Origin of the sequence: Pseudomonas sp. CG7, assembly GCF_023701885.1 — a bacterium.
In the GTDB taxonomy this organism is placed as follows: domain Bacteria; phylum Pseudomonadota; class Gammaproteobacteria; order Pseudomonadales; family Pseudomonadaceae; genus Aquipseudomonas; species Aquipseudomonas zanjanensis.
The window spans coordinates 1-22671 of sequence record NZ_JABAEE010000052.1 but is presented as its reverse complement, the minus strand read 5'-3'; the positions used below and the strand labels follow the sequence as shown (position 1 = coordinate 22671).

The window sequence follows — 22671 nt, the reverse complement described above, 5'->3', positions numbered from 1 at the left end:
GGGCCTCACGGCGTGGGCCCAGCGTATTCATCCAGCCTGAGACGAGCCGTTTCCAGGGCTGCACTGTTGTCGAGCTTATTGGGGTGAAAGCCAGGAATGAACCAGGCCAGCCAGCTCGAAAATGCCCGGGTCAGTGGGCCAGGATTCACAAACAGCCACCACTGCAAGCGCGCCCACCCTCGCCAGTTACGGCGTTGCCCATCAGTGCCTGCAAGTTGGTAGATGAAATACAGCAGATCGACTGCGAAGTACGCGGTCATTACCAGCATGATCCCGCACCGCATCAGGTATCGCCAAAGTGGACGACGCGCAACCAGACACAACACGTCGTAGGCGACGGCCTTGTGTTCGGTTTCTTCTATGGCATGCCAGCGCCATAGCATGGCCATCGTCGAATCGGCACCGTTGAGAACAGCGGGATTTCGCAAGAGTTGGTCGGAGAGAATGGCAGTGAAATGTTCCAGGCTGGCGGTCATGGCCAGGCGAGTCGCTGGCGACAATCGATTGCCAACTTCCTGTCGGCGCAGCAGCAGTTTTTCCAGCGCCTCAACCGGCGCGCCTTGTGCCGCGAGTCGCTGGTTATACAGCCTGTGCTCGCGAATATGCGAGGCCTCCTGATAAACAAACGCTTCAACCGCGTCGCAAAGCGAACCCTCTGTTTCTATCTCGGTACGAAAATGCGTGACGCTATCAATGAACAGCTTTTCGCCGAGTGGAAACATGATCGACAGGCCATCAAAAAAACGCGTGACGTGGGGCCAGTCACGGTACCAATAACGGGGAATACGCTCATCGAGAGCAAAGCGTACGTTGCGGCGGGAAATATTTGCGGCGGGGGCTTTTGCCGCCGGACGCCAGGATAAAAGGCCTTTGAGATACGACATCATCGACGGTGCGGCCCTGAAAAAACGACAGGCTATCTCTTTTGTCATTGATCGTGTAAATGGATATCCGACTTTCCATGGGGCCTCTTATGCGCAGTTCCGGCGATACTTCACCCTCTCGTCGTTACGACTTGGCCAATCTGTGTGTATTGATGCTGCAGACATTCGTTTGGGGGGCGACGCTGACGTGGTTGTCATCCACGGATGCGGGGTGGTTCAAGTGGCTTGTGCTGATTCCTTTTTGCCTGGTCATGCAAGGGGTCTTTTCGATGATGCACGAGGCCTTTCATGGGCTGGCCCATAGTAAGAGCAAGCTGAATTACTTCGTGATGTGGTGGGCTTCGACCCTGTTTGGCGCGTCGGCTACGCTCATCCATATCAACCATCTTGGGCACCACACGCGTAATCGCACCCGAGCGGAACTGGCTGATATTGCCAGCGTAGACGAGTCGTTGCTGCGCAAGCGAGTCGAATATTATTTCGCGATTCTGGGCGGTATCTGGCTCGCGGCATTTATTGGCAGTCTTTTGTTGCCGTTACTGCCGGCGCGTATCACTGGCCGGTGGTCGCAAACCGCCGAGGTCAAGACCTATGCGGCCGCTTTCAAGGACTTTTCCAAAAGCGATTTCAGCTGTATCCGGCTGGAGGTGATCGCCAGTGTCGCGCTGTGGTTATCGGTCGGGACAGTGTTGGGGTGGAAAGGGCATGTCGTCCTGTTGACCTACATCGCCTTTGCTTTTTCCTGGTCTTCGCTGCAGTGGGTCTACCACATGCGCACGCCCTTGGACGTGGTTGAGGGGGCCTACAACATGAGGGCGCCGCGCCTGGTCCGTTGGGCCTGTCTGAACTTTAACTACAACCTCACCCATCATCGACAATCACAACTGCATTGGCAGCAGATGCACCGGGCATCGAACCTGAAGGAAACCCGGCCATTGTGGTTTGGCTGGCTCCAGGTTTTCTTGCCCCCCCAGCGTCTACCGGATTACCTGACGCAACTCGCCAAGACCTACTTTTGATGAGTGCCGACAATGGCGTCAAGCGCACGCTGTGGGAGCGCTTTATAGAAAGCGCCCAACCCCTGCTTGATCAATGGCACGAGCAACTTGAGCAGCCAGAATTGGCGCAAGAGCGGCTATTGCAACGATTGCTGAAGGCCAACAGTGATTGTGCGTTCGGGCGTGCCCACAACTTTGCGGGTCTCGCTGATTCAGCGCAGTTTCGCGACAACGTCCCGATTCATGCCTACTCACAACTGCATCCCTGGATAGAGCGAGCTCAAACTGAATCGGAACCGATTCTGACTTCCCGGCCGCCGCTGTTCTTCGAGCGTACGAGCGGTAGCAGTGCGCTGCACAAAGCGATTCCTTATACCCGCGACTTCCTGTCTGAAATGCACAGTGCGCTAGGCGTCTGGCTTGCGGATATGTACCGTCAAGTCCCGGGGATCAGTCATGGCTCAGGCTACTGGTCAATGTCACCCCCCTTGCAAGTACCGGTGATGGGTCCTAATGGTATTCCCGTTGGTTCAGCCAGTGATCTGGAGTACTTGAAGGGCAGCAGCATTGCGGGACTGGCCGGAACGTTGTTGATTCCGGCGTTTGCCGGTGATCTGTCTAACTGGCGTAGGCAGACGCTCCTGGCGTTGGTGGCAGACGCTGATTTGAGTTTTATCAGTGTCTGGAGTCCTACGTTCTTGACCAGTTTGTTGCAGCCAGTGTTCGATGGTGGAACCGCTGAGCACGAGCAGACGTTTGCTTGGCTGGACGATGCGCTACCCGCCGCCCGCAGGTCTGCGTTGCGCCGTGCGCGAGCCCAAGGTGTCTGCACTGAGTTATGGCCACGGCTGGCAGCCGTCAGTTGCTGGATGGATGGCCCCAGCCGCAACTACTGCAAGCCATTGGCGGCGCGCTTCCCCCAGGCGCAATGGTTACCCAAAGGTCTGTTTGCCACCGAAGGAGTGGTCAGCGTGCCATTTGGTGACGCGCCGGGGTGTCCCTTGGCGATTGGCAGCCATTATCTTGAGTTTGTCTGCGAAGACGGTTCGCTGCGCAATGCCCACTCCCTGCGCCTGGGCGAAAGCGCGCAAGTCCTGCTGACAACCGGTGGCGGCTTGTATCGCTACGCATTGGGGGACCGAGTCCGAGTCGTCGGCATGCTGGGGGCTACTCCGCGTGTAGAGTTTGTGGGGCGTACGACGGTGACCAGTGATCTGGTCGGAGAAAAGCTTGATGAGCACATCGTGCAAAGCATTTTTGACCGTTGCATCACCACGGCAGGGGCTGCTTGCCTGATCCCCAACGCCTCGGCCATGCCACCGCATTACCTCGCGCTGGTTGCGACCTCTGACGACCTGGATGCAGGCGCATTGGCCCTGGCGGTCGAATCGGAACTGTCCAACGCCTTTCATTACAACCAGGCACGCCGACTTGGGCAGTTGGGGCCGCTTCGGGTTCGCTTGCTTAAAGGCAGCGCTGATGTGTTGGCCCAAGTACTTCAACAGGCGGCGGAGTTAAGCGGTATCCGCGCCGGTGACGTCAAACCTCGTCCATTGATCAATCGGCTTGAGACAGCCGAGGCCATTCTCGCGCTAACGGAAAGCTCATGTCGGCATCTTTGAATACCCATCTTGAAGCGCCTTGCGATGGAACCCTCGAACAATGGTATGTGGCTTGCGCCCAGAAAGAACTGCGCAAGAACAAACCTTACCGGGCAAGAATCCTCGGCCTGAACCTGGTGCTTTTTCGTCAGCGTGATGGGCAGGTAGCGGCGTTGCTGGACCAATGCGTGCATCGGGGAACCCGATTGTCCGCCGGCAAGGTTTCCGATGATTGCCTTGTCTGTCCCTACCATGGCTGGCGCTACGATGCCCAAGGGCAAGTGGTCCACATCCCCAGTCTCGGCGCTAAACAGTGTTCATCGACATCAGGCGAGTATCGCTATAAACAACGCCATTTTGCCGTGCAGGAACTCGATGGCTTGGTCTGGGTATACACCGGTGCGGGTGACCCACAGGCCAAGCCGCTATTCAGGCTGCCGGCTTACGCCGACAAGCGCTGGCAGACCTACTTCATGATCAATACCTTCGAGGCCGACGTCGGCAGCCTGGTACAGAACTTCATGGACGTGCCCCATACCGTATTCGTGCATGAGGGCATTTTCCGTTCCAGCACGGGTCGTCCGATGGACGCCACGCTCGCCTGTAAAGCGCGGAGCATTGAAGTGACCTATCACGACGACGGCGACAAGATTGGTGTGATGAACTGGCTGAGTAATCCCGACGGCGAGCCGCTGGTTCACACCGACCGTTTTTTTGCGCCCAACGTCACGCGCTGTGACTACCAGTGGGGCGAGCGCTCGGCTTTTTTGATCATCAGTCAAATTACCCCAATCGATTCACGTCAGTCGCGCGTCTATACCTACATCGCCTACCGCTTCCGACTGCCCCGCTGGGTCCTTCGGGGGTTGCGTCCGTTCATCCATCTGTACACCCGCATCGTCATTCGCCAAGACGTGAAGATCATTCAAGCACACCGACAAGGCCTTGATAACGCTCCGGATTTCAAACCATCCAATGTGCAAGCGGATGCCATACATGTCGGTGTCGAGCAGTTACTGGCGGCGGTCAGGCTAGGAGAGGATTTACCGCCGGCACAGCGTCGTGAGAGCCGGATACGGTTTGAGCTTTGATGGCGGCGACAAAATACGAGGCATAAACCTGAATCAGGACCAGCTAAATCCCCAGCCACTTGGCCGGGCCGGATCGCGAGACGATATTAACAGGCGTTTATCTTGGGCGATGCTACTGTTACATCGCTACCTGCGGCGGGAGGCGACCGCTGACGGAAGACCTATATCGGACGTGAATTCTTCATTGGCCAGGAGGCTAGCAACATGTCAGCACAATCCCTCACGCACCTGCTTATCGATACCGATGTCGATTTCGACGACTACATGGCCATCTCGTATTTGCTGAAGCATCCTGCGGTCAAGGTCGAAGGCATCACCGTGACAGGGGTGGGCGCTGTTCACTTGAGTCACGGCGTTCAAAACATCAGCAACTTTCTCACCGTGTTCGATGACCCGGAGATCGAGCGCATCCCCGTTGTCGCTGGCTTTCAGCGGCCCATGGTGTACAGCAATACCTTTCCCTTCGAAACACGCCAGGCAGCGGATCAACATTACGACGCCTCGTTTCCACGGACAAACCTGAACCCCACGCGGACCGATGCGGTCGCGTTCTTAAGGGATACATTGAAGAACGCCGATCATAAATTTACCGTATTGATGATCGGTGGCGGCACGACGTGGGGGCATTTGTTTCAGCAGGCTCAAACCGATCACGCATTACAAGACTTGTTGCGCAGCAAAATCGACCGCATCGTGATGATGGGAGGCAATTTGTTGCCGCAATACGTCCAGCCCGGCGCGGGCGGCAATATTATCGACACCCTGGGCGACGCTCCCTACTACACCAATAAGGTCGCAGAGTGGAACATCTTCCTGGACCCGCTTGCTACCCAATATGTTTTTGATGGCGGGGTTCCAGTGCAATTGGTTGCGCTGAATGCTTGTAACCAGATCCGCATCGATCGGGATTTCTTGCGAGCACTCTCCAGCATTCACAACCCGGTTGCTCAATTCCTCACAAACGTGCTGCAAAGCTCGACCATCGCCCCCGGTATCGGCGCGTATCTGTACTTTTGGGACCCGTTGGCGGCCATCGCGATAACCGACCCTGGGTTTCTTCAATTTATCCGATATGGCCTGCGGGTCGAGCAAGCGCTGAACGAAGAACAGGATACGAGCGGGCAGTTGATTCCGGATGACGCTGGCGCTCCGGTCGACATTGCCCTGGGAACGTCACCTGGGTTCGTCTTGTCGCTTTACCTGGGCACTATTGCCGGGAAGTCGGCCGAGGCCACGACATCGATAGCAGAGTAGTAGGCCGTCCAAGAATCTCCCTTCGTCTTGTAAAGTGGCAACCTGACTGAGCCGTGTCTATTGTCTCTGGCGACAGATAGCTATCGGAGGCATCGACATGACTCAGATCATTTCGCCCGCCGCTTCAGCTGTGCGGAACACGGGCATGGTCGCCACAACTTTATGGGGCTCGGACAAAATCGGCGGTATCGCGGTCGATCCGGACGGTACTCTCTGGCTTGGCGCTTATAGTCGCCTGGGGCTCGGCGGCGAAGAGGATTCAGGCTTCACCGGTAGCCTGGTTCGGTTCAATGCCGATGGTAGCCTGGACCGCAACTTCAGTGGAGATGGTAAATCCCTCCTCCCTGTGGCGCTCGATATCGAGGACGGCGGTAATGCCGCCGTGCAGCCGGGAGGGGGCTACCTGGTGACGCGCTACGTGAAAGTAGGCGACGCCTGGGTGTCGGGCATCAGTCGTCACTTGGCTGACGGCAGCCTCAATACGAGTTTCGGCAACGGCGGCACCGCGACAGTGCCTTTCTACTGGAATGAAGACCTAGGCCAGCAAGCGTCGTTCTCCGTGCAACGCGACGGCAGCTTTTTCGCAAGCGCTGGGTATCCCTCCGGGGAGATTTACATCGCCCGCTTCGACGCGACGGGGACCTTGCTCTCGTCTTTCGGCGAGGCTGGGGTCCTGCACTTGCCAGCGGCCGTTGGCATTCCCCCCAGCCGCACGCTCGACGTTTCGCTGCAGGCAGACGGGAAGGTTTTGGTCACGGGGCAAGCGACCCTGACCCGCCTCAACCCGGACGGCACCCTGGACAGCAGCTTTGCAAACGGCGGCAGCCTGGCCCTGGATGTTCACGCAACTGCCCTCGTCATCCAGGATGACGGCAAAATCCTGCTGGCGGGCGCCTCGGGCGGTGTAGCGACCGTCATTCGACTCAACGTCGACGGCTCCCTCGACACCGATTTCGGTGACCAGGGGCAGGTACGTTGGGGCTCGGAAAGCGCTCCTTTCGCCGTCGCCGACATGATCGTGCTGGCCGACGGCAAGCTATTGATCGGGGGAAGCCAAGGTACGAGCGCGGACGGTTATCTGGCCGCGTTGGTTCAGTTGAACCCCGACGGCAGCCTGGACCACAGCTTTGGCAATCCCGACGACGGTTATCACCACCTTGACGGTGGCCGCGATGACGACTACTTGCTAGGTACCGCCTCGTTCGACGATGCAATCTTTGGCGGGGCCGGTAACGATCTGCTCGATGGCCAGCAAGGTCGTGACCTGCTGACGGGCGGCGCCGGGGCCGATACGTTCCGTTATGAGTCAGTCACCGACAGTTACCGAACCGCAAGCGCGGCCCACAGCGACCGAATCACCGACTTCGACCCCAACACCGACACGATCGATCTCTCGTCCCTGGGCTTCCTCGGGCTGGGTAATGGACATGACGGAACGCTGGCAATACGCGTCAATGAAAGCGGGACGCGGACCTACCTGAAAAGTTTCGAGGTCAACGCGGATGGCGAACGTTTCGAATTGGTCTTCGACGGTAACCTGGGGCAAGCGCTGAATGAAGCCAACCTTCTGTTTCAGCAACCCAGGTTGACGGGCACCGAAGGGGCCGATCATCTACAAGGCAACGCCCGAGGCGAAATCATCGAAGGGCGCGCGGGCGATGATCGCCTGTATGGCGCGTTAGGGAATGATGTATTGGTGGGCGGAGAGGGCCGAGATCTATTGGCGGGCGGCGGTAATAACGATGTGTTTCGCTTCGACTTGCTGAGCGACAGCTACCGTACCGCCACCGAAAATCACACGGATCGCCTGATGGACTATACCGTGGGGGAAGACACGATCGATGTGTCCGCCTTGGGCTTTACTCGGTTGGGAAATGGTTACGACGGCACGTTGGACGTGGTTTTTAATGAAGCCAAGGACCTGACTTATTTGAAGAGCTACGAAGCTGACGCGGATGGGGCTCGGTTCGAGTTGAGCTTGGTGGGGGATTATTCCGGGTATCGTAATTTGGATGTCGTCTTTGCCGAGCCGTTGGGGGAGGAGGCCGTTCAATTGGTCGGAGTGGCTGATAACTTCTGGGTGTAAAACGCAAATCTGGAAAAGGGGAGCGGACTGTAATCCCCTATGATTTTCATGAAACTCGATGATAGAAGGTCCGCTTCTGCGGGCCTGTCCGGTTAAATGAACTTGATCAGCAACTTGGTGACGGTGGCCACCGTGCCGATCATGTCGGTGGCGATCGCGACTGGATACCAGAAAGTTTCGCGAGAGAGTGGGTCATCGATGGCTCGCAGGCGCGCTGGTCGTGTGTACCTTGGCCAGGCGCAGGCGCCAGTCGCCGCCATGCCGGAGGCGGCATTCTTCTTCGAAGTCGAAACTGACACAGCGGGCCATATGTACGCCGGCGTCGTTCAGGGCGACGGCGGTCAGCTCACGCCTGCGTTTGTCTGCCCCCGTTGAGAGGGCGTGTTCCTGGCTGGCGCGGCTGTCGAAAATCCAGATCACGCGCGGTGTGTCAGGCTAATTGAGTTGACGACATGGGTCTGCTGCGCAGCCCAGCGGGAGCAAGCTCCCTCGCCACAAAGGGACAGCGACCCACCGCTGGGGGTACACCACCGAGTCTTTCTTGTGGCAAGGTGCTTGCCTCATCGAATATTTAGGGACGGATGGAATGACGCTCAGGGTCATGGTGGTCGGTGGGTATGGAAATTTCGGCAGTATCGTTTCCAGGCATCTGGTGGTGATGCCAGGCGTGCAATTGGTTATTTCCGGGCGTGACGCCCAAAAACTGCAGCGCAAAGTCGATGAGTTGAACACTCAATCGAACTCGGTGTGTCAAAGTTGGTGCGGCGACGCCATGGGGCCGGGCTTCAAATCCGTCCTTGGCTCGATGAACATCCAATGGGTCATTCATACCGGCGGCCCCTTTCAAGGGCAATCCTATGCAGTCGCCGAGAGCTGCATCGACGCGGGCGAGAACTATTGTGACCTGTCCGATTCCAGAGCCTTTGTCACCGGCATTGGCGCACTCGACGCCCGGGCAAAACAGGCAGGCGTGGCGATCCTCAGTGGTTGCAGCTCAGTGCCGACGCTCTCGGCCGCCCTTATCGATCAGCAGCGGCATCGATTTAAACGCATCGACACCATCGAACATGGCATTTCCTCTTCGGCCAAGATGCCGGGGTTGTCCACCGTCGAAGGCGTCCTCGCCTATGCGGGCAAGCCGATCAAGCAACTCAGGAATGGCCGGGCGCATGAGGTCCTGGGATGGCAGGATCTGACGCTTCGCAGATTGCGGCACATGGGGACCCGGGTATTGGCCAATGTCGACGTGCCGGACATGGATATCTTCGCCAGCCGCTATGGTGCCCGGAACCTGAGCTTCAAGGCCGGCGCAGGCCTGAAGCTAGGCGGCATCGCCAACTACCTGCTGGCCCAGGCAATGCGGATGGGGCTGGTGCGTGATCATGTTACTTGGGCCGCCAGGCTACATCGGTGGGGGCTCTGGTTCGAACGATTTGGCGATGGCAAAAGTGCAATGTACATCGACGTCCATGGCATGGGGGTCAATGGCGAACCGTTGTCGATGAACGTGCAACTCACCGCCATGAACGACAAGGGCCCGGAGATTCCCAGCTGTGCAGCCGTTGCCTTGGCGGCAAAAGTCGCCCAAGGGTATCTGCCCGAACCCGGTGCCAGGGCCTGCGTGGGTGAAATCACCGTCGACGAATACATGGCCGCCATCAACGACCCCGAAAACTTGAGCCTGTCTGTACACTTCTCTGACGAGCAGGGCTGACAGATGCTCTATCTTTGCCTGAAGTACCTCCACATCATTGCTGCCATTTTTCTCTTCGGCTTCGGCATGGGGTCCTATCTCTACCTGATCGCTGCCAGCCGCACCGCCAACCCTCAGGTCATTGCCCACGTGGCCAGGACGGTCGTTCAGTTCGACACTTGGATTACCACGCCCGCGGGCTTTATTCAGATAGGGACGGGCTACCTGCTGCTGAGACTGGCCGGACTTCCCCTGACCACTGAATGGGTCATGACGTCGCTGATCATCTTTTTTTGCGTGGGCGCGCTCTGGCTTCCGGTACTGGTGCTCCAGAAGCGGCTACATGTGATGGCTTCGAGTGCGGTTGGGGACGGGCGGGCGCTCGATGATCGATACTCATCCGTGTATCAAAAGTGGTTCTGGATGGGTGTCTTTGGATTTCTGGGGATGTTTGTCATTGTGCTGATCATGGTGACGAAGATGACGCCACGTCAGTGGATTGAGCTATTGGCGGGCTAAGTACCGATCCGTTCCACCGGATTGCTCGCAGGCGTTGGCACCTTCAAGAAAGGTCGCTCATGATCCGGGCTCGGCAAAAGGCACCCGTCGTACTTGCCAAACAGCCGGTACCGATTCAGGGCAATGCGATCGTAGGCCCAATCCCGAAATACGCGGGGGACGTAACGCAGCAGGTGCACCGGACGCCAAACCCAGGGCAGTAGGGCAACCACTTCAAGAATCGCCTCCGAGCGCACCCAGTAATGTTGATCGCGAACCACGGCCATGGTGTCGAACTGCTGCAAGGGCAAGCCCGCCCAGGCCAGCAAGGCTTGTCCTTCGGGCGACTGGACGGAGGCCAACCGCACGCGTCGGGCGTGATCATGGCGGATCAGGAACTTCGCCCAGCCATTGCAAAGTTTACAAACACCGTCGAACAGGACCACTGTCTCGCCTGGCTTGAGCAAGGGCGCGGGTGAAGGGCGGGTCTGGGAGATGGGCATGATCGGGGGTCTACACGGCGCTTGGTTACCCGGATAATACGCCTGTTCCAGCGTCAAAGGGCGTCCCGAAGGGGCACTCGACCATGATGATTTCAAAGGCATGATCCGATCCATGAGCGATGACATCTACAACCTGTTCACCCGCTTCCAGACCCCCGATCCTGGCATCGGCCCACGGAAGCGGGCACCGATGCTGGCTCAGGAACTGGCCTGGGCGCGCGAGCGTGCGACGATGCATCGCGTCAGCTGGGTCGGGGTGCTGGTGCCGCCGTTGTGCCTGGGCCCGGGGTTGCCGGGTATCGTGTTTCTGCTGGGGCTGCTGGTCTATCAGGGGTTATCCGCCCCAGGCGTTGACCTTGACCGGATCATCGGGGCCTCCTTTGGCTGGCTTGTGTTCGTCACCTTGCTGTTCATGGCGGCGGGGATCGTGCACAACGTCTGGCGTGATACGCGCGACCCGACCAAGCGTTATTGGGCGTCGATGCCCGATCAAGGGCTGGTCGAGCTCGAACACCATACCCTGGTTTCCGGCCTCTGCCTGTGGTCCAACGACTATGACCCGGATTGCAACACCCTCATGCAATGGTCCGACGGCAAAGTGAAGTACATGCAGGACAGCGGTGTGTCGCAATGGATCCTGGCCCGGACCGCGGCGGGGCATTGGCTGGTGCTCAAGGAGGAGTTTTCGGGCAACTTCAGTTACGGACGGGTAGGGCAAATGCCGGCGCCGGACAAGCTGCTGCAACCCCGTCAGGAACTGGCGATCGCTTTCGCCCCCGGTACGAACCTGCCGCTGGGTCGGCGTTTCGACGGTGCGTTGATGCCTTTGATGAATACGCCGTACTGGCTGTCTGCCGATGAACTCAAGCGCCTGGACGAGGCCGCTCATCACTGGAATTTTTTACCGCCGAACCGCTATGGGGTGGTCAATGACCAGGATGCCGCATGGGTGCAACGGCTGGTGGACAGGACGCAAGCCAGTGTTGGGCCGCAGCCGGCAGGGGGCTACTGCGCAGCCCAGCGGGAGCAAGCTCCCTCGCCACAATGAATCGAGCACATTCCACGAAGGCCAGCCTGTCATTGGCCGGGCGCTAAAGCCACGTATCCACCACCCGCCGATCCAGTTCCTCCCAATCCGCCATGCCCAATACTCGCGTCGTGTTCTACCCGCGCAGATAACCGCGCAGTTGATGGGCCGTGGCCCGCTTGAGCTCCGGGTCGGCTTCTGTATTGCTCAACAGCACGCTTTCGTACTGGACCAGATAGTCCGCCACCCGCTCACGAAAGTCGGGCAATACCGCGTCGCGGATCAGATCAAACGATCTCATGGATAGACCTCATCAATCTTTCTCGGCTTGCAACTATTGCTAGGAGTAATAGTGACCATTACCAAATGCAAGTTCTGCTTTGCCGGCAATCATTGGAAAATCAGCGCCATCGAACACGCAGCCCCGTATTTTTATTTTCAGGACCCCAACCCATGCGCCGTTTATTTTTGCTTCCCCTGGCGTTCTCCCCGTTGTTGCTGGCCGGTTGTGCCTCGGCACCGAATGACCCGACGCTGACCTTGCAGACCAGCAAGACGCCGGCCCAATACGCCGAGTGCGTCGTACCGAAGTTGCAGGGCAATGCCTTGAACCCGATGGTCTCGCAGACCCAGCGCAGCTACCGCATCGTGGTGCCGAGCAAAGTGTCGGCGGACAACGTGCTGGAAGCCTACAAGGCCGGCAGCGGCGGCAAGGTGTTCATCTACGAGCGCCACCTGCTGGCTTCCAACCTCTTGCCTTCAAGTTTTGAACGCGCCGCACAGGAATGTATCTGACCGGCCCGTAAACGTTTTTCACCGTGCTCCTTTGGTTGGCCGCAACCAACCAATTCCCTTTGCCCCGCACCGTCCTCGGTCGCGGGGCTTTTTTTTGCCTGGCGGTTTCAGGTTAGCCAATCTTGCGCCCGGATGAATTCGATGAGCGCTTTCAGGGCCGGCGGCACATGGCGTCGGCTGGGGTAGTAGAGAAAAAACCGGCTTGGCGGCGCTTTCCATTGCGCAAGCAGTTCCGTGAGATGCCCGTTGCGCAGGTCATCGCGCGCCAGCTCCTCGTACACGTAGGCAATCCCGGCGCCATCTTTTGCCGCCTGGATCATCAGCGCATCGTCTTCAAGGATGAGTGGGCCGGTGACGGACAACCGGATCGGTTGCCCCTCGGCCTGATACTCCCAGGCGTAGAGCTTGCCGCTGGGAAAACGCCGGGCGATGCAGGCATGGTCGAGCAAGTCCCGTGGCGCCTGGACGATCCCCTTCGCGGCCAGATAGGTTGGCGCGGCTACAGTCACGAACGATTGAGGGGGCCCGACAGGAACGGCGATCATGTCGCCGGCCAGGCTTTCGCCAAAGCGCACACCAGCGTCAAACCCGCCGCTGACGATATCGGCCAGGCCATCATCGGTGACCAGGTCCAGTTGAATGCGCGGGTACCGGGCCACGACTGCCCCGAGCACCTTGGCAAAGACCGCGCGCGCCGCCGGACGCGCCACGTTGAGGCGAAGCTTGCCAGCGGGCACGTCCTGCAGCGAGGTCAACTGCGCCAGGGCATCGGCAACCTGCTGCAGGGTAGGGGTCAGCGTTGCCAACAGCTGGTGGCCGGCCTCGGTCGGGGTCACGCTGCGCGTGGTGCGGTTGAGCAGCCTGACACCCAGGCGTGCTTCCAGTGCACGCATCGCGTGACTCAATGCAGAAGCCGAAACGCCACGCTCGTCGGCGGCCTTGCGAAAGCTGCGATGGCGAGCAACGGCGGCGAAGGCATCCAGTTCGGACAGATCGGGGTGCTGACTCATGAATAATGTTCAGTAGTTCAAATACGATTACCCATCTTATCGTCATGAGATCCCTCGCGGATACTGGCCCACATCATCTGTGGAGAGCGCGCTATGCAAAAGAATCGTCTTGGATCATCGGATTTCATGATTTCCCCCATTGGCCTGGGAACCTGGGCCATCGCCGGCACCGGCTGGGCATACAGTTGGGGCGCGCAGGATGACGAGGACAGCCTCGGCGCCCTTGAATATGCCGTCGAGCGCGGGGTGAACTGGATCGACACGGCGGCGGTTTATGGCTTGGGCCATGCCGAGCAACTGGTCGGGCAGTTGTTGCGTCGGGTACCGGCTTCGCGGCGTCCGTTGGTGTTCACCAAGGGCAGCCTGGTGTGGGACCCGGTCACCCGGTTGATCTCACACTCGCTGACGCCTCAGTCATTGCTCGCCGAGGTCGAGGCAAGCTTGCGTCGACTGCAAGTCGAAACCATTGATCTTTATCAGATCCACTGGCCGGCCTTTCCTGCCGACGGCAGCAGTGAAGGGATCGAGGAAGCACTTTCGGCCTTGGCCACTGCCCGCGAACAGGGAAAGATTCGTGCTATCGGCGTCTCCAATTTCGATGTTGCGCAACTCAAGCGGGCCCAGGCGGTGACCCAGATCGTCTCACTCCAGCCGCCGTATTCGGCCTTGATGCGAGACATCGAGGGCGACGTCCTGCCATTTTGCGAGCAGGCGGGAATGGGGGTCCTGGGCTATTCCACCCTTCACTCGGGACTGCTTTCCGGCAGCATGACCCGCGAACGCATCGCCCAATTGCCCGACGACGATTGGCGCAAGGCGCGAAGCGCGGAGTTCCAGGAGCCTCGCTTGAGCGCGAATCTGGCGCTGGTGGAGGTCTTGGCTGGTATCGGCGAACGGCACGGCGTCAGTGCGGCGGCAGTCGCCATCGCCTGGGTGCTGCGCAAACCGGTGGTGACCGGCGCCATCGTCGGTGCCCGTCGTCCCGCGCAGGTCGATGGGTTGATTGCCGGTTCACAGCTGCGCCTCAGCGCCGAGGAAATCGACGAGATCAAACCTTTCCTGCCATTGGGCATGGGCACCAATGTCCCTGGGGGCGCTTGATATTTACCGCGTGAGCGCTCGGGTTTGACGCTTCGCCGCATAACCGGCACTATTTGCTCGTTTGTGATCATTAGTGCTCGTTTACGCAGGTTGTAATGTCATGACCACTCCTCACGAAGCGTTCCCCGGTGAACGCCAGCAATTGATCAGCCAGCGTCTCGCCCGGTATGGCCGGGTGATCGCGGCTGACTTGGCCAGCGAATTCAAGGTCTCCGAGCACTCGATCCGGCGTGACCTGGGCGCGTTGGCAGCGGCGGGGGTGTGCAAGCGCGTTTATGGTGGCGCGATCCTCGTGCCCGCGGCCGAAGGGTCGATGGAGGCGCGTGTGCGCAAAGACCCGGCGCGCAAGGGCAGCCTCGGCCAAGCCGCCGCTGCATTGTTGCGCGCGGGCCAGCACGTGTTCATCGACGCCGGGTCGACCAACCTGGCGATTGCCTGCGCCATCGATCCGCAGCTGCCATTGACCCTCACCACCAATTCGCCGTTGATTGCGGTCCAGTTGATGAAACTGCCCCGGGCCGAAGTCATCCTGCTGGGCGGCCGCTTGAACCCAGTCGCCGGTGGTGTGATTGGGTTGACGGCCGTCCAGCAATTGCGCCAGTTCAGTTTTGACCTGTGTTTCCTCGGCGCCTGTGCCATCGATCCCGATAATGGCGTTACGGCGTTCGGCCTGGATGACGCGGAGTTCAAGCGCGCGGTGGTTGTGGCCAGTGGGCAGGTGATCGCGGCGGTGACCAATGAAAAGCTGTCCAGCGTTGCCCACTACCAGGTGGCCGCCTGCGAAGAAGTCGCCGCCCTGGTGGTGGAGCACGACGCGCCGCGTGAGCGACTCGAACCCTTCTTCGGCCGGGTGACCAACGTCGTGACGGCGGACTGTGCACAGCGACGCGCCTGAAGTATTTGCCCAACTGGGCGGGGCATTCGAATAGATACTGCACGACCCCCATTGTCCGCCAGGCGAGTTGCGTCTAGTTTGCTGGCCGATCATAAGTACAAAAAATCAGGAGTCATCGATGCAACCGATTCGTCTCGGCCTGGTGGGCTACGGCAAGATTGCCCAGGATCAACACGTTCCAGCCATCCACGCCAACCCCGCGTTCCAACTGGTGGCGGTCGCCACGCAAGGACAGCCTTGCGCCGGGGTGGAGAATTTCCGCTCCCTGGGCGAGCTGCTGGAAAACGGTCCGCAGGTCGATGCGATTGCGTTCTGCACGCCGCCGCAAGGTCGATTCGCCCTGGTGCAACAGGCGCTGGCGGCTGGCAAGCACGTCCTGGTGGAAAAGCCGCCGTGCGCCACGTTGGGTGAAGCCATGGCCTTGGTGGAGCAGGTTCGCGAGCAAGGCGTCAGCGGCCTGTTCGCCTGGCATTCCCGTTATGCACCAGGCATCGAAGCCGCGCGTGACTGGCTGGCCAACCGCACCTTGCAGAGCGTGCAGATCGATTGGAAGGAAGACGTGCGCAAGTGGCACCCGGGCCAGGCGTGGATCTGGCAACCCGGCGGCCTGGGCGTGGTCGCTCCGGGCATCAATGCCTTGTCGATCGCGACCCATCTGCTGGCACTGCCGTTGTTCGTGGAATCGGCCGAGTTGCGCGTGCCGGACAACTGCCAGTCGCCAATTGCCGCCAGCATCAAGATGGCCGACGCGCGTCACCTCGATATCCGTGCGGAGTTCGACTTCGACCATGGTCATGACGAGCTCTGGAGCATCGAGATTCGCTGCGCCGAAGGCGTGTTGCGCCTGGACAACGGCGGTGCCCTGTTGAGCATCGACGGCGTGCCCCAGGCGGTATCCGAGGAGGGCGAGTACGCGGCGGTGTACCGGCATTTTCAACAACTGATCAACGACAAAGCCATCGACATGGACCTGCAGCCACTGCGCTTGGTCGCCGACAGCTTCTTTGTCGGCAGTCGGACGGCGGTCGAGCCGTTCTACGATTAACCCAGGGAATTGCAGTTGAACGAACACACATTGTCCATGCGCCTGGAGCGCGTGGCGGCGCACATGCCGGCGGGCGCGCACCTGGCCGATATCGGCTCGGATCACGCTTACCTGCCGGTGGCCTTGCTGCGCCGTGGCGTCATCGCGACGGCGGTGGCCGGTGAGGTGGCAACAACGCCATTGCGCGCCGCCGAACGCACGGTGGTCGAAAATGGCCTGGAGCAGCGGATCAGCGTGCGCCTGGCCAACGGCCTGGCGGCAATCGAGCCGGAGGACGGAATTACGGCGATCAGCCTCTGCGGCATGGGTGGCGAGACGATCCGCGACATCCTGGACAGTGGCAAAGCGCGGTTGAGCGGTCGGGAGCGCCTGATCCTGCAACCCAACGGCGGCGAACAACCGCTGCGCCAATGGCTGATGGAAAACGGCTACCGCATCCTCTGCGAGGAATTGCTGCGGGAAAACCGCTTCTACTACGAGATCATCGTGGCCGAGCGCGCCGGGCCGGTGGCGTACACCGCCGAGGAGCTGTATTTCGGCCCGCTGCAGTTGCACACCCGACCCCCGGTCTTCCTGGCCAAGTGGCAGCGCCTGCTGCGCCAGAAGCACAAGACCCTGGCCAGTTTCGCCAAGGCACGGCAGGCTGTGCCTGAAGAGAAGCAGCAGGACATTGCGCGGCAGGTTCGGTGGATCACTGAGCTGTTGGCCTGAGCCTTGGGGTTGGATGTGCCTACGTCATCGCGAGCAAGCTCGCTCCCACAAAGGTGAATCGGGATGCTGTGAACATCCACACCCCCTGTGGGAGCGAGCTTGCTCGCGATGAGGCATCAGTCATTTCACCGAATTGAACAAAGCCCCGGTCGCCGCCCGCCCGCTTATCGACCCACCACCGGGTAATGTTTGATACGACACGCATACGAGTTGCCGTCGCCTTTACAGACACCATCCAGGTAGCGGTAGTCCACCCGTACCGACTGCCCTTTCCCGGGCCATTGGCGGCGGGGGAGCGTAGCTTGGTAGTCCGGGGTTTCCGGGGTGAAGGTGAGCAACGAGCCTGGCTGCGGGCACTCCACCGAGTTGGATTTCGGCCTGACGTTCACCACCTGCGCCTGAAGCTGCGGATAGGGTCGTTTCAGCACCTCGACGACACGCAGCTCCATCTCACAGATCTGCCATGTCGAGGCCTGGACGGGCTCGCACAGCAAGGGAAGCGTCAAGGCAAGCAGTCCGAGGCATGTTGCGTGAGTGTTCATCGTTGCCCTTGTTTGAAATGCTGGTGTTCGCAAAATCATAGCGTGGCATGGCGCCTTCGCCTGACTCAACCGTAAAGCCCCATCAACGAGAACGACTTGTCCGTGGTCAGCGCCACAATCTCGGCCAACGAATGCAGGAGCACCGGCACCAGCAGGCCACCACTGGCGACTCTGGCGACGGCGAACACGCCGCCACAGGCGAAGATCAGCACGACCGTCAGCCAGTTTCCGTATTGGATGTGCATGCCGGCGAAGATGGCCGACGTCACGATGATCGCGACCCATGTCCAGGCACGGCTGTTCTCGTAGGGAAACAGCCGGAGCATGTAGTGGCGGAAGAATAATTCTTCGGCGATGGGCGGCAGCACGATCAGCGAGGCGATCTTGATCGTGGCCTGCCAATTGTTGAGCCCATCCAGAAGCTCGGCCATGAACACTTCACGCGGCAACCCGAGTACGAGGACGGCGACCCCGAAAAGCAGGTAGGCCCCGATGGTGCCCATCGCTCCCCATTGCAGGGGTTTGCGGATGGAGCGACCGCGCCACTGTGAACGTAAATCGGCGCGATATTGCAAGGCGAAAAGGGCGAAGAGAAGGAGCGCGGTGATACCGGAGGTGGTCGTGAACGTCAGATAGGCCTGCATGTCTGCGGGGACGAAAAGGACCTCGGGCATCGCCGCCAGGAAGACGATCACGGTGGCCAGCACAAACATCCCGAGCCGGGGAAAGAAGCGGTAAGGCGATAGAGTGGAGGCAGGTGCAAACGCAGGGGCGGCACTTAGATTCGTCACAGTCACTCCATGAGTGCAAGGAAAAACGCATGATGCCAGTGTTTTGATCGGCTGGGATGAGTTCCTATTGGCTTTGTGGAGAGGTCGGCAATTGGATCTGCAACTGGGTGCTTGCCCGGAAGGCTTTACCAGTGGCGACAAAAATGGTTTAGGGTCATCGACGGCTGCAATGGAACATCTCGACTAAAGGACGCGACACTTATGGAAACTCCCTTTTCTTCTCTCAACGAGCGTTTGCACAATCGCCGGTTTACGGTGGCGGACAACGCCCAAGGACTCTCCGGGACAGGCACGGTATTCCATTACCATGTCCAGGAGGGTGCCATTTCCAGCACCTACCAAGGCGGCCGAATTCGCCTGGGCAATCAAGTCGGACGCGTGACGGGCCCCGATACCATTGAGCTTCTCTTCCAATGCTTGACTACGGAGGGTGAGATTCTTTCTGGCTGGTCTCGTGGGACGGTGGGTGTCGATCACGAAGGGCGTACTACCTTGAGTTTCGTATGGGGTTGGTTGTCGGGCGCGACTGGAGGTGGGGAATCCCGCTACGTCGAGCTTGTGGTGTGAGGCGCGGGCATCCATGTAACGGAACCACCGCCTTCGCGAGCAGGCTCGCTCCCACACTGGATCTTCAGCAGACACAAACTCATGTACACCGTAAAACATGTGGGAGCGAGCCTGCTCGCGAAGAGGCCAGCACATCCAACATCGTCATCGACTGTGACACCGCCTTCGCGAGCAGCTCGCTCCCACACTGGATCTTCAGCAGACACGAAACTCATGTACAACACAGAACCACTGTGGGAGCGAGCCTGCTCGCGAGAGGCCAGCACATCCAACATCACTGCAAACTGACACACCGCCTTCGCGAGCAAGCCCGCTCCCACTGGAGGAGCGCGGTCTAAGCCGCCGTTACCCCATGACGGTTTTACACACCGACCCCAAGCACTCAGACCTGCTTCGCCCCCCCACCAATCTGCCAGACATACGGCGGTTCCGTACCATTGATTTCCCAATCCCCAATAATCCGCTCCTTGTAGATCAACGGATTGTGCGAAGCGGCGGTACGGGCGTTGCGCCAGTGGCGGTCGAGGGCCTTGCTGGTGCTGGTGGCCGAAGCGCCGAGGGCATTGAACAGGTCGCTGGTGGCGCGTAGCACCAGGTCGGAGATCACCACCTGGGCCTGGGCGGACTCCAACTCGGCGGCAATGTTGGCGGTGCGTTCGGTCTCGGCGTTCTGGCTGAAGCGGCTTTCATAGGCGCGTTGGGAAGCGCTCGCGGCCCGTAGGGCAGTGGCTTCGGCGGCATAGACCTGGGCCGAGGCCCGGCCGACCACTTGCTGCACCTGCACGTCCTGGCTCACTTCGCTGGCATTGCCGGTGCTGAAGACCCGGGTGCGTTTGCGCACTTGCTCGGTGATGTCATGGACCGCGGCACGGCCGGCGCCGGTCAGCACGGCGAGCAAGACCAGTTGATAAAACGCGGTCTGGTATTTGAAGCGGGTGGAGAAGTCGATGAGGTTTTCCGCCTCCACCAATGCGTTCTCGAACAGCGATGTTCCGCTACCGGTGGTGCGTTGGCCGAAGCCGTCCCAGTCATCGCTTTGCTTGACGCCCGGCTGGTGCACGCGCACGGCGGCAATCACGTCGGCACCGTTGTCGTCACGCTGGGCATACACGTCGATCCAGTCGGCGAAAATACTGCCGGTGCTGTAGTACTTGGCGCCATTGACCACCCATTGATCACCCTGGCGGGAAACCCGGGTGACGCCTTCGCCGATTTTCACCGCGCCGATCTCCGTCCAGGCGTTGCCCACCAACTCACCCTCGACGAAGCGCTTGAACCAAATGTCCTGTGGGCTGCTGGCATGGGCATTGAGGCGGTCCTCGACAAATGCAAAGTGCCCGCGCAGGGCCTGGGGCAGATTGGAATCGGCTTCGGCCAGTTCGATCAGCAGTTGCAACAGTTGCGGTAACGAGGCCCCGGCACCGCCATATTCGAGCGGTACGCGGATGGCGCCAAAGCCGGCTTCCTTCAGCCATTTCACCTGTTCAAAGGGCAGGCTGCGGGTCTGCTCGCGCTCCAGGGCGCCGGCCTGGATGCGCGCAAAGATCGGCCGGAAACGCTCGGCCAAGGGCTCGTAGTCGGTGCCGGTGGAAAGGATTGGCGGCAGGTGTTGTTGCTGTGCGGTCATGTTGATGTTCCTTCTTGATGGCGAGTAGGCGGGCAGGGGAAACCTGCCGGTGCCAACAGTCATTGCACGGTCCATGCCCGACCCGCGACGCCCATGAATGCGGGTCTGTACGACGCTCGTCGGTGATAGGGCTGTCCTGGCTGCGGACAATCTGTTGCGCAACTGTATGCCCGGCAACAGTTGTCGTGACAGGCATCGAAACGCAGGTGTTCACCAGGCAACAGTGGAACAACAGCTTGTCCGTCGAGCGACAGCAAAGTGATTAGGCTGTACTTCTAACGTATTGATTATTAAAGGTATATGAACGTGGCACGGTTGCTGCTCTACACCCTGTGCAGACGCTGAGGTGGCGTCTCCAGGCATGGGGTAACTGATGAGCAAGCAATTCAAAGTGGTGGCGGTGTCAGGCAGCGTGCAACACCCGTCACGCACGCTGGTCCTGCTCCAGGCGATAGTGGACAGGCTCGCACAGCAACTGCCGGTCGAGGTGCGCTTGATCGAACTGGCCAAGGTCGGTCCGCAGTTTGCCGGGGTGTTACGTCGCGAGGCATTGCCGGCCGCGGTACAGGACGACCTGCACGCCATCGAGTCGGCCGATCTGCTGATCGCCGCCAGCCCGGTCTATCGAGCCTCGTACACCGGCTTGTTCAAGCACCTGTTCGATTTTGTCCATCACGAAGCCCTCAAGAACGTACCGGTGCTGCTCGCCGCGACAGGGGGCTCGGATCGCCATGCCTTGATCATCGATCACCAGTTGCGGCCGCTGTTCGGTTTCTTCCAAGCCCTCAGCTTGCCGGTGGGCGTCTATGCCAGCGAAACCGATTTCAGCCAATACCGCATTTCCAGCCCACAGGTGCTGGACCGTATCGAGCGCGCCGTCGAATCGGCGCTGCTGAGCCTGGTCCCGAGCGTCCGACGCAACGCCAGTGCCGCCTGATCCCTTTTTCCTTTCAAAACGAGCCGTGGAGTACATGCAATGAGCCAGGACACGATCAAATTTGCCTACTGGGTGCCCAACGTCAGCGGCGGACTGGTGGTCAGCAAAATCGAACAACGCACCGACTGGGGCATCGACTACAACCGCAAGCTGGCCCAGATCGCTGAAGCGGCCGGCTTCGACTACGCCTTGTCCCAGGTACGCTTTACCGCCGGCTACGGCGCCGAATACCAGCACGAGTCCGTGGCGTTCAGCCATGCCTTGCTGGCCGCCACCACGCGCCTGAAAGTCATCGCCGCGGTGTTGCCGGGGCCGTGGACGCCGTCTGTGTTGGCCAAGCAGATCGCAACCATCGATCACCTGACGGGTGGCCGAGTGGCGGTCAACGTCGTGTCGGGCTGGTTCAAGGGCGAGTTCACGGCCATTGGCGAGCCGTGGCTGGAGCACGACGAGCGTTATCGCCGCTCCGAAGAATTCATCACCGCCCTCAAGGGCATCTGGACCACTGATAACTTCACGCTGCGCGGTGACTTCTACCGCTTCCACGACTACACCCTCAAGCCAAAACCCCTGCAGCAGCACCCGGAAATTTTCCAGGGCGGCAGCTCACGTGCGGCTCGGGACATGGCCGCCCGGGTATCGGACTGGTACTTCACCAACGGCAATACCGTGGAAGGCGTCAAGGCGCAGATCGATGATCTCCAGGCAAAAGCCGCGGCCAACCACCACAAGGTCAAGGTCGGCGTGAATGCCTTTGTCATTGCCCGTGACACGGAAGAAGAGGCGCGGGCGGTCCTTGCCCAAATCATCGACCAGGCCGATCCCGAGGCCGTCAATGCCTTTGGCGACGCGGCGAAACAGGCCGGCAAGTCCAGCCCGGAGGGCGAAGGCAACTGGGCCAAGTCCAGTTTCGAAGACCTGGTGCAGTACAACGATGGCTTCAAGACCAACTTGATCGGTACCCCTCAGCAGATCGCCGAACGCATCGTCGCGCTAAAGGCCGTGGGTGTGGAGC

Annotated in this window: 23 protein-coding genes and 1 pseudogene; 16 read left to right on the top strand and 8 right to left on the bottom strand. The window is 59.9% G+C overall.

The genetic code is table 11. The annotated features are described in order from the left end of the window. Positions 1-5 precede the first annotated feature (5 nt). Positions 6-932, bottom strand: a complete 927-nt coding sequence (locus tag HGO40_RS20110; RefSeq protein WP_353050732.1) for a metal-dependent hydrolase — start codon at positions 930-932, stop codon at positions 6-8. Between the two features lie 41 nt (positions 933-973). Here HGO40_RS20110 and HGO40_RS20105 point away from each other — a divergent pair, with 41 nt between their 5' ends. From HGO40_RS20105 to HGO40_RS20085, 5 genes are all read left to right on the top strand, one after another. Continuing rightward, the gene (locus tag HGO40_RS20105; protein WP_250964455.1) at positions 974-1903 is read left to right on the top strand and encodes a fatty acid desaturase family protein; all 930 of its coding nucleotides are present in this window, start codon (positions 974-976) and stop codon (positions 1901-1903) included. Continuing rightward, positions 1903-3504 (top strand): GH3 family acyl-acid amido synthetase, encoded by a 1602-nt coding sequence (locus tag HGO40_RS20100; protein WP_250964454.1) that lies wholly within the window; start codon positions 1903-1905, stop codon positions 3502-3504. Before HGO40_RS20105 ends, HGO40_RS20100 begins: the two co-directional genes overlap by 1 nt. Further along, positions 3489-4574, top strand: a complete 1086-nt coding sequence (locus HGO40_RS20095; protein ID WP_250964453.1) for an aromatic ring-hydroxylating dioxygenase subunit alpha — start codon at positions 3489-3491, stop codon at positions 4572-4574. Before HGO40_RS20100 ends, HGO40_RS20095 begins: the two co-directional genes overlap by 16 nt. Before the next feature lie 204 nt (positions 4575-4778). Then, entirely contained in the window at positions 4779-5828 is a 1050-nt protein-coding gene (locus HGO40_RS20090; RefSeq protein WP_250964452.1) for a nucleoside hydrolase, read from the top strand. 97 nt (positions 5829-5925) lie between these two features. Further along, on the top strand, positions 5926-7914 hold the full coding sequence (locus HGO40_RS20085) for a M10 family metallopeptidase C-terminal domain-containing protein (RefSeq protein WP_250964451.1): 1989 nt from the start codon (positions 5926-5928) through the stop codon (positions 7912-7914). 192 nt (positions 7915-8106) lie between these two features. Here the strand turns inward: HGO40_RS20085 and HGO40_RS20080 are convergent, their stop codons facing one another. Beyond that, on the bottom strand, positions 8107-8334 hold the full coding sequence (locus HGO40_RS20080) for a hypothetical protein (RefSeq protein WP_225917594.1): 228 nt from the start codon (positions 8332-8334) through the stop codon (positions 8107-8109). Between the two features lie 166 nt (positions 8335-8500). Between HGO40_RS20080 and HGO40_RS20075 the strand changes: the two genes are divergently transcribed. Together HGO40_RS20075 and HGO40_RS20070 are read left to right on the top strand one after the other, a co-directional pair. Next, positions 8501-9628: a saccharopine dehydrogenase family protein gene (locus tag HGO40_RS20075; RefSeq protein ID WP_250964450.1), complete on the top strand. Its 1128-nt coding sequence runs from the start codon at positions 8501-8503 to the stop codon at positions 9626-9628. A 3-nt stretch (positions 9629-9631) separates the two neighbouring features. After that, on the top strand, positions 9632-10126 hold the full coding sequence (locus tag HGO40_RS20070) for a DUF2269 family protein (protein ID WP_250964449.1): 495 nt from the start codon (positions 9632-9634) through the stop codon (positions 10124-10126). On the opposite strand, the gene HGO40_RS20065 is transcribed toward HGO40_RS20070, so the two are convergent. Further along, positions 10123-10608, bottom strand: a complete 486-nt coding sequence (locus HGO40_RS20065) for a thiol-disulfide oxidoreductase DCC family protein (RefSeq protein ID WP_250964448.1) — start codon at positions 10606-10608, stop codon at positions 10123-10125. The two genes, HGO40_RS20070 and HGO40_RS20065, sit on opposite strands and share 4 nt — an antisense overlap. 112 nt (positions 10609-10720) lie before the next feature. Here HGO40_RS20065 and HGO40_RS20060 point away from each other — a divergent pair, with 112 nt between their 5' ends. Beyond that, positions 10721-11656, top strand: coding sequence for a hypothetical protein (locus HGO40_RS20060; protein ID WP_250964447.1), 936 nt, complete (start codon positions 10721-10723; stop codon positions 11654-11656). Between the two features lie 43 nt (positions 11657-11699). On the opposite strand, the pseudogene HGO40_RS20055 reads toward HGO40_RS20060, so the two are convergent. Beyond that, positions 11700-11936, bottom strand: a pseudogene (locus tag HGO40_RS20055) (hypothetical protein). A 152-nt stretch (positions 11937-12088) separates the two neighbouring features. On the opposite strand from HGO40_RS20055, the gene HGO40_RS20050 reads away from it, so the two are divergent. Beyond that, a complete protein-coding gene (locus HGO40_RS20050; RefSeq protein ID WP_077506487.1) occupies positions 12089-12430 on the top strand; it encodes a hypothetical protein in 342 nt (113 codons plus the stop codon). Between the two features lie 107 nt (positions 12431-12537). Here the strand turns inward: HGO40_RS20050 and HGO40_RS20045 are convergent, their stop codons facing one another. Continuing rightward, positions 12538-13440, bottom strand: coding sequence for a LysR family transcriptional regulator (locus tag HGO40_RS20045; RefSeq protein ID WP_250964446.1), 903 nt, complete (start codon positions 13438-13440; stop codon positions 12538-12540). 93 nt (positions 13441-13533) lie between these two features. Between HGO40_RS20045 and HGO40_RS20040 the strand changes: the two genes are divergently transcribed. The 4 genes from HGO40_RS20040 to HGO40_RS20025 all read left to right on the top strand — a co-directional run bounded on the left by HGO40_RS20040 (position 13534) and on the right by HGO40_RS20025 (position 17192). Further along, positions 13534-14541 (top strand): aldo/keto reductase, encoded by a 1008-nt coding sequence (locus HGO40_RS20040; RefSeq protein WP_250964445.1) that lies wholly within the window; start codon positions 13534-13536, stop codon positions 14539-14541. Between the two features lie 100 nt (positions 14542-14641). After that, positions 14642-15436 carry a DeoR/GlpR family DNA-binding transcription regulator gene (locus HGO40_RS20035; RefSeq protein WP_250964444.1) on the top strand — a complete coding sequence of 265 codons (795 nt, stop codon included), beginning with the start codon at positions 14642-14644 and terminating at the stop codon, positions 15434-15436. Positions 15437-15554: 118 nt separating this feature from the next. Then, positions 15555-16481, top strand: a complete 927-nt coding sequence (locus HGO40_RS20030) for a Gfo/Idh/MocA family protein (RefSeq protein WP_250964443.1) — start codon at positions 15555-15557, stop codon at positions 16479-16481. 15 nt (positions 16482-16496) lie between these two features. Next, the gene (locus tag HGO40_RS20025) at positions 16497-17192 is read left to right on the top strand and encodes a tRNA (adenine(22)-N(1))-methyltransferase (protein ID WP_250964442.1); all 696 of its coding nucleotides are present in this window, start codon (positions 16497-16499) and stop codon (positions 17190-17192) included. A 164-nt stretch (positions 17193-17356) separates the two neighbouring features. On the opposite strand, the gene HGO40_RS20020 is transcribed toward HGO40_RS20025, so the two are convergent. Together HGO40_RS20020 and HGO40_RS20015 are read right to left on the bottom strand one after the other, a co-directional pair. Continuing rightward, a complete protein-coding gene (locus tag HGO40_RS20020) occupies positions 17357-17734 on the bottom strand; it encodes a hypothetical protein (protein ID WP_250964441.1) in 378 nt (125 codons plus the stop codon). Positions 17735-17799: 65 nt separating this feature from the next. Then, a complete protein-coding gene (locus tag HGO40_RS20015; protein ID WP_250964440.1) occupies positions 17800-18525 on the bottom strand; it encodes a CPBP family intramembrane glutamic endopeptidase in 726 nt (241 codons plus the stop codon). Between the two features lie 201 nt (positions 18526-18726). Here HGO40_RS20015 and HGO40_RS20010 point away from each other — a divergent pair, with 201 nt between their 5' ends. Further along, on the top strand, positions 18727-19092 hold the full coding sequence (locus HGO40_RS20010; protein WP_250964439.1) for an avidin-fold protein: 366 nt from the start codon (positions 18727-18729) through the stop codon (positions 19090-19092). Positions 19093-19474: 382 nt separating this feature from the next. Here the strand turns inward: HGO40_RS20010 and HGO40_RS20005 are convergent, their stop codons facing one another. Further along, the gene (locus tag HGO40_RS20005; RefSeq protein ID WP_250964438.1) at positions 19475-20719 is read right to left on the bottom strand and encodes an acyl-CoA dehydrogenase family protein; all 1245 of its coding nucleotides are present in this window, start codon (positions 20717-20719) and stop codon (positions 19475-19477) included. A gap of 373 nt (positions 20720-21092) precedes the next feature. Here HGO40_RS20005 and msuE point away from each other — a divergent pair, with 373 nt between their 5' ends. Together msuE and sfnG are read left to right on the top strand one after the other, a co-directional pair. Beyond that, the gene (gene msuE / locus HGO40_RS20000; protein WP_250964437.1) at positions 21093-21656 is read left to right on the top strand and encodes an FMN reductase; all 564 of its coding nucleotides are present in this window, start codon (positions 21093-21095) and stop codon (positions 21654-21656) included. Positions 21657-21695: 39 nt separating this feature from the next. Next, positions 21696-22671, top strand: a 976-nt coding sequence (gene sfnG, locus HGO40_RS19995; protein ID WP_250964436.1) for a dimethylsulfone monooxygenase SfnG, incomplete at its 3' end; no start/stop codon positions are given.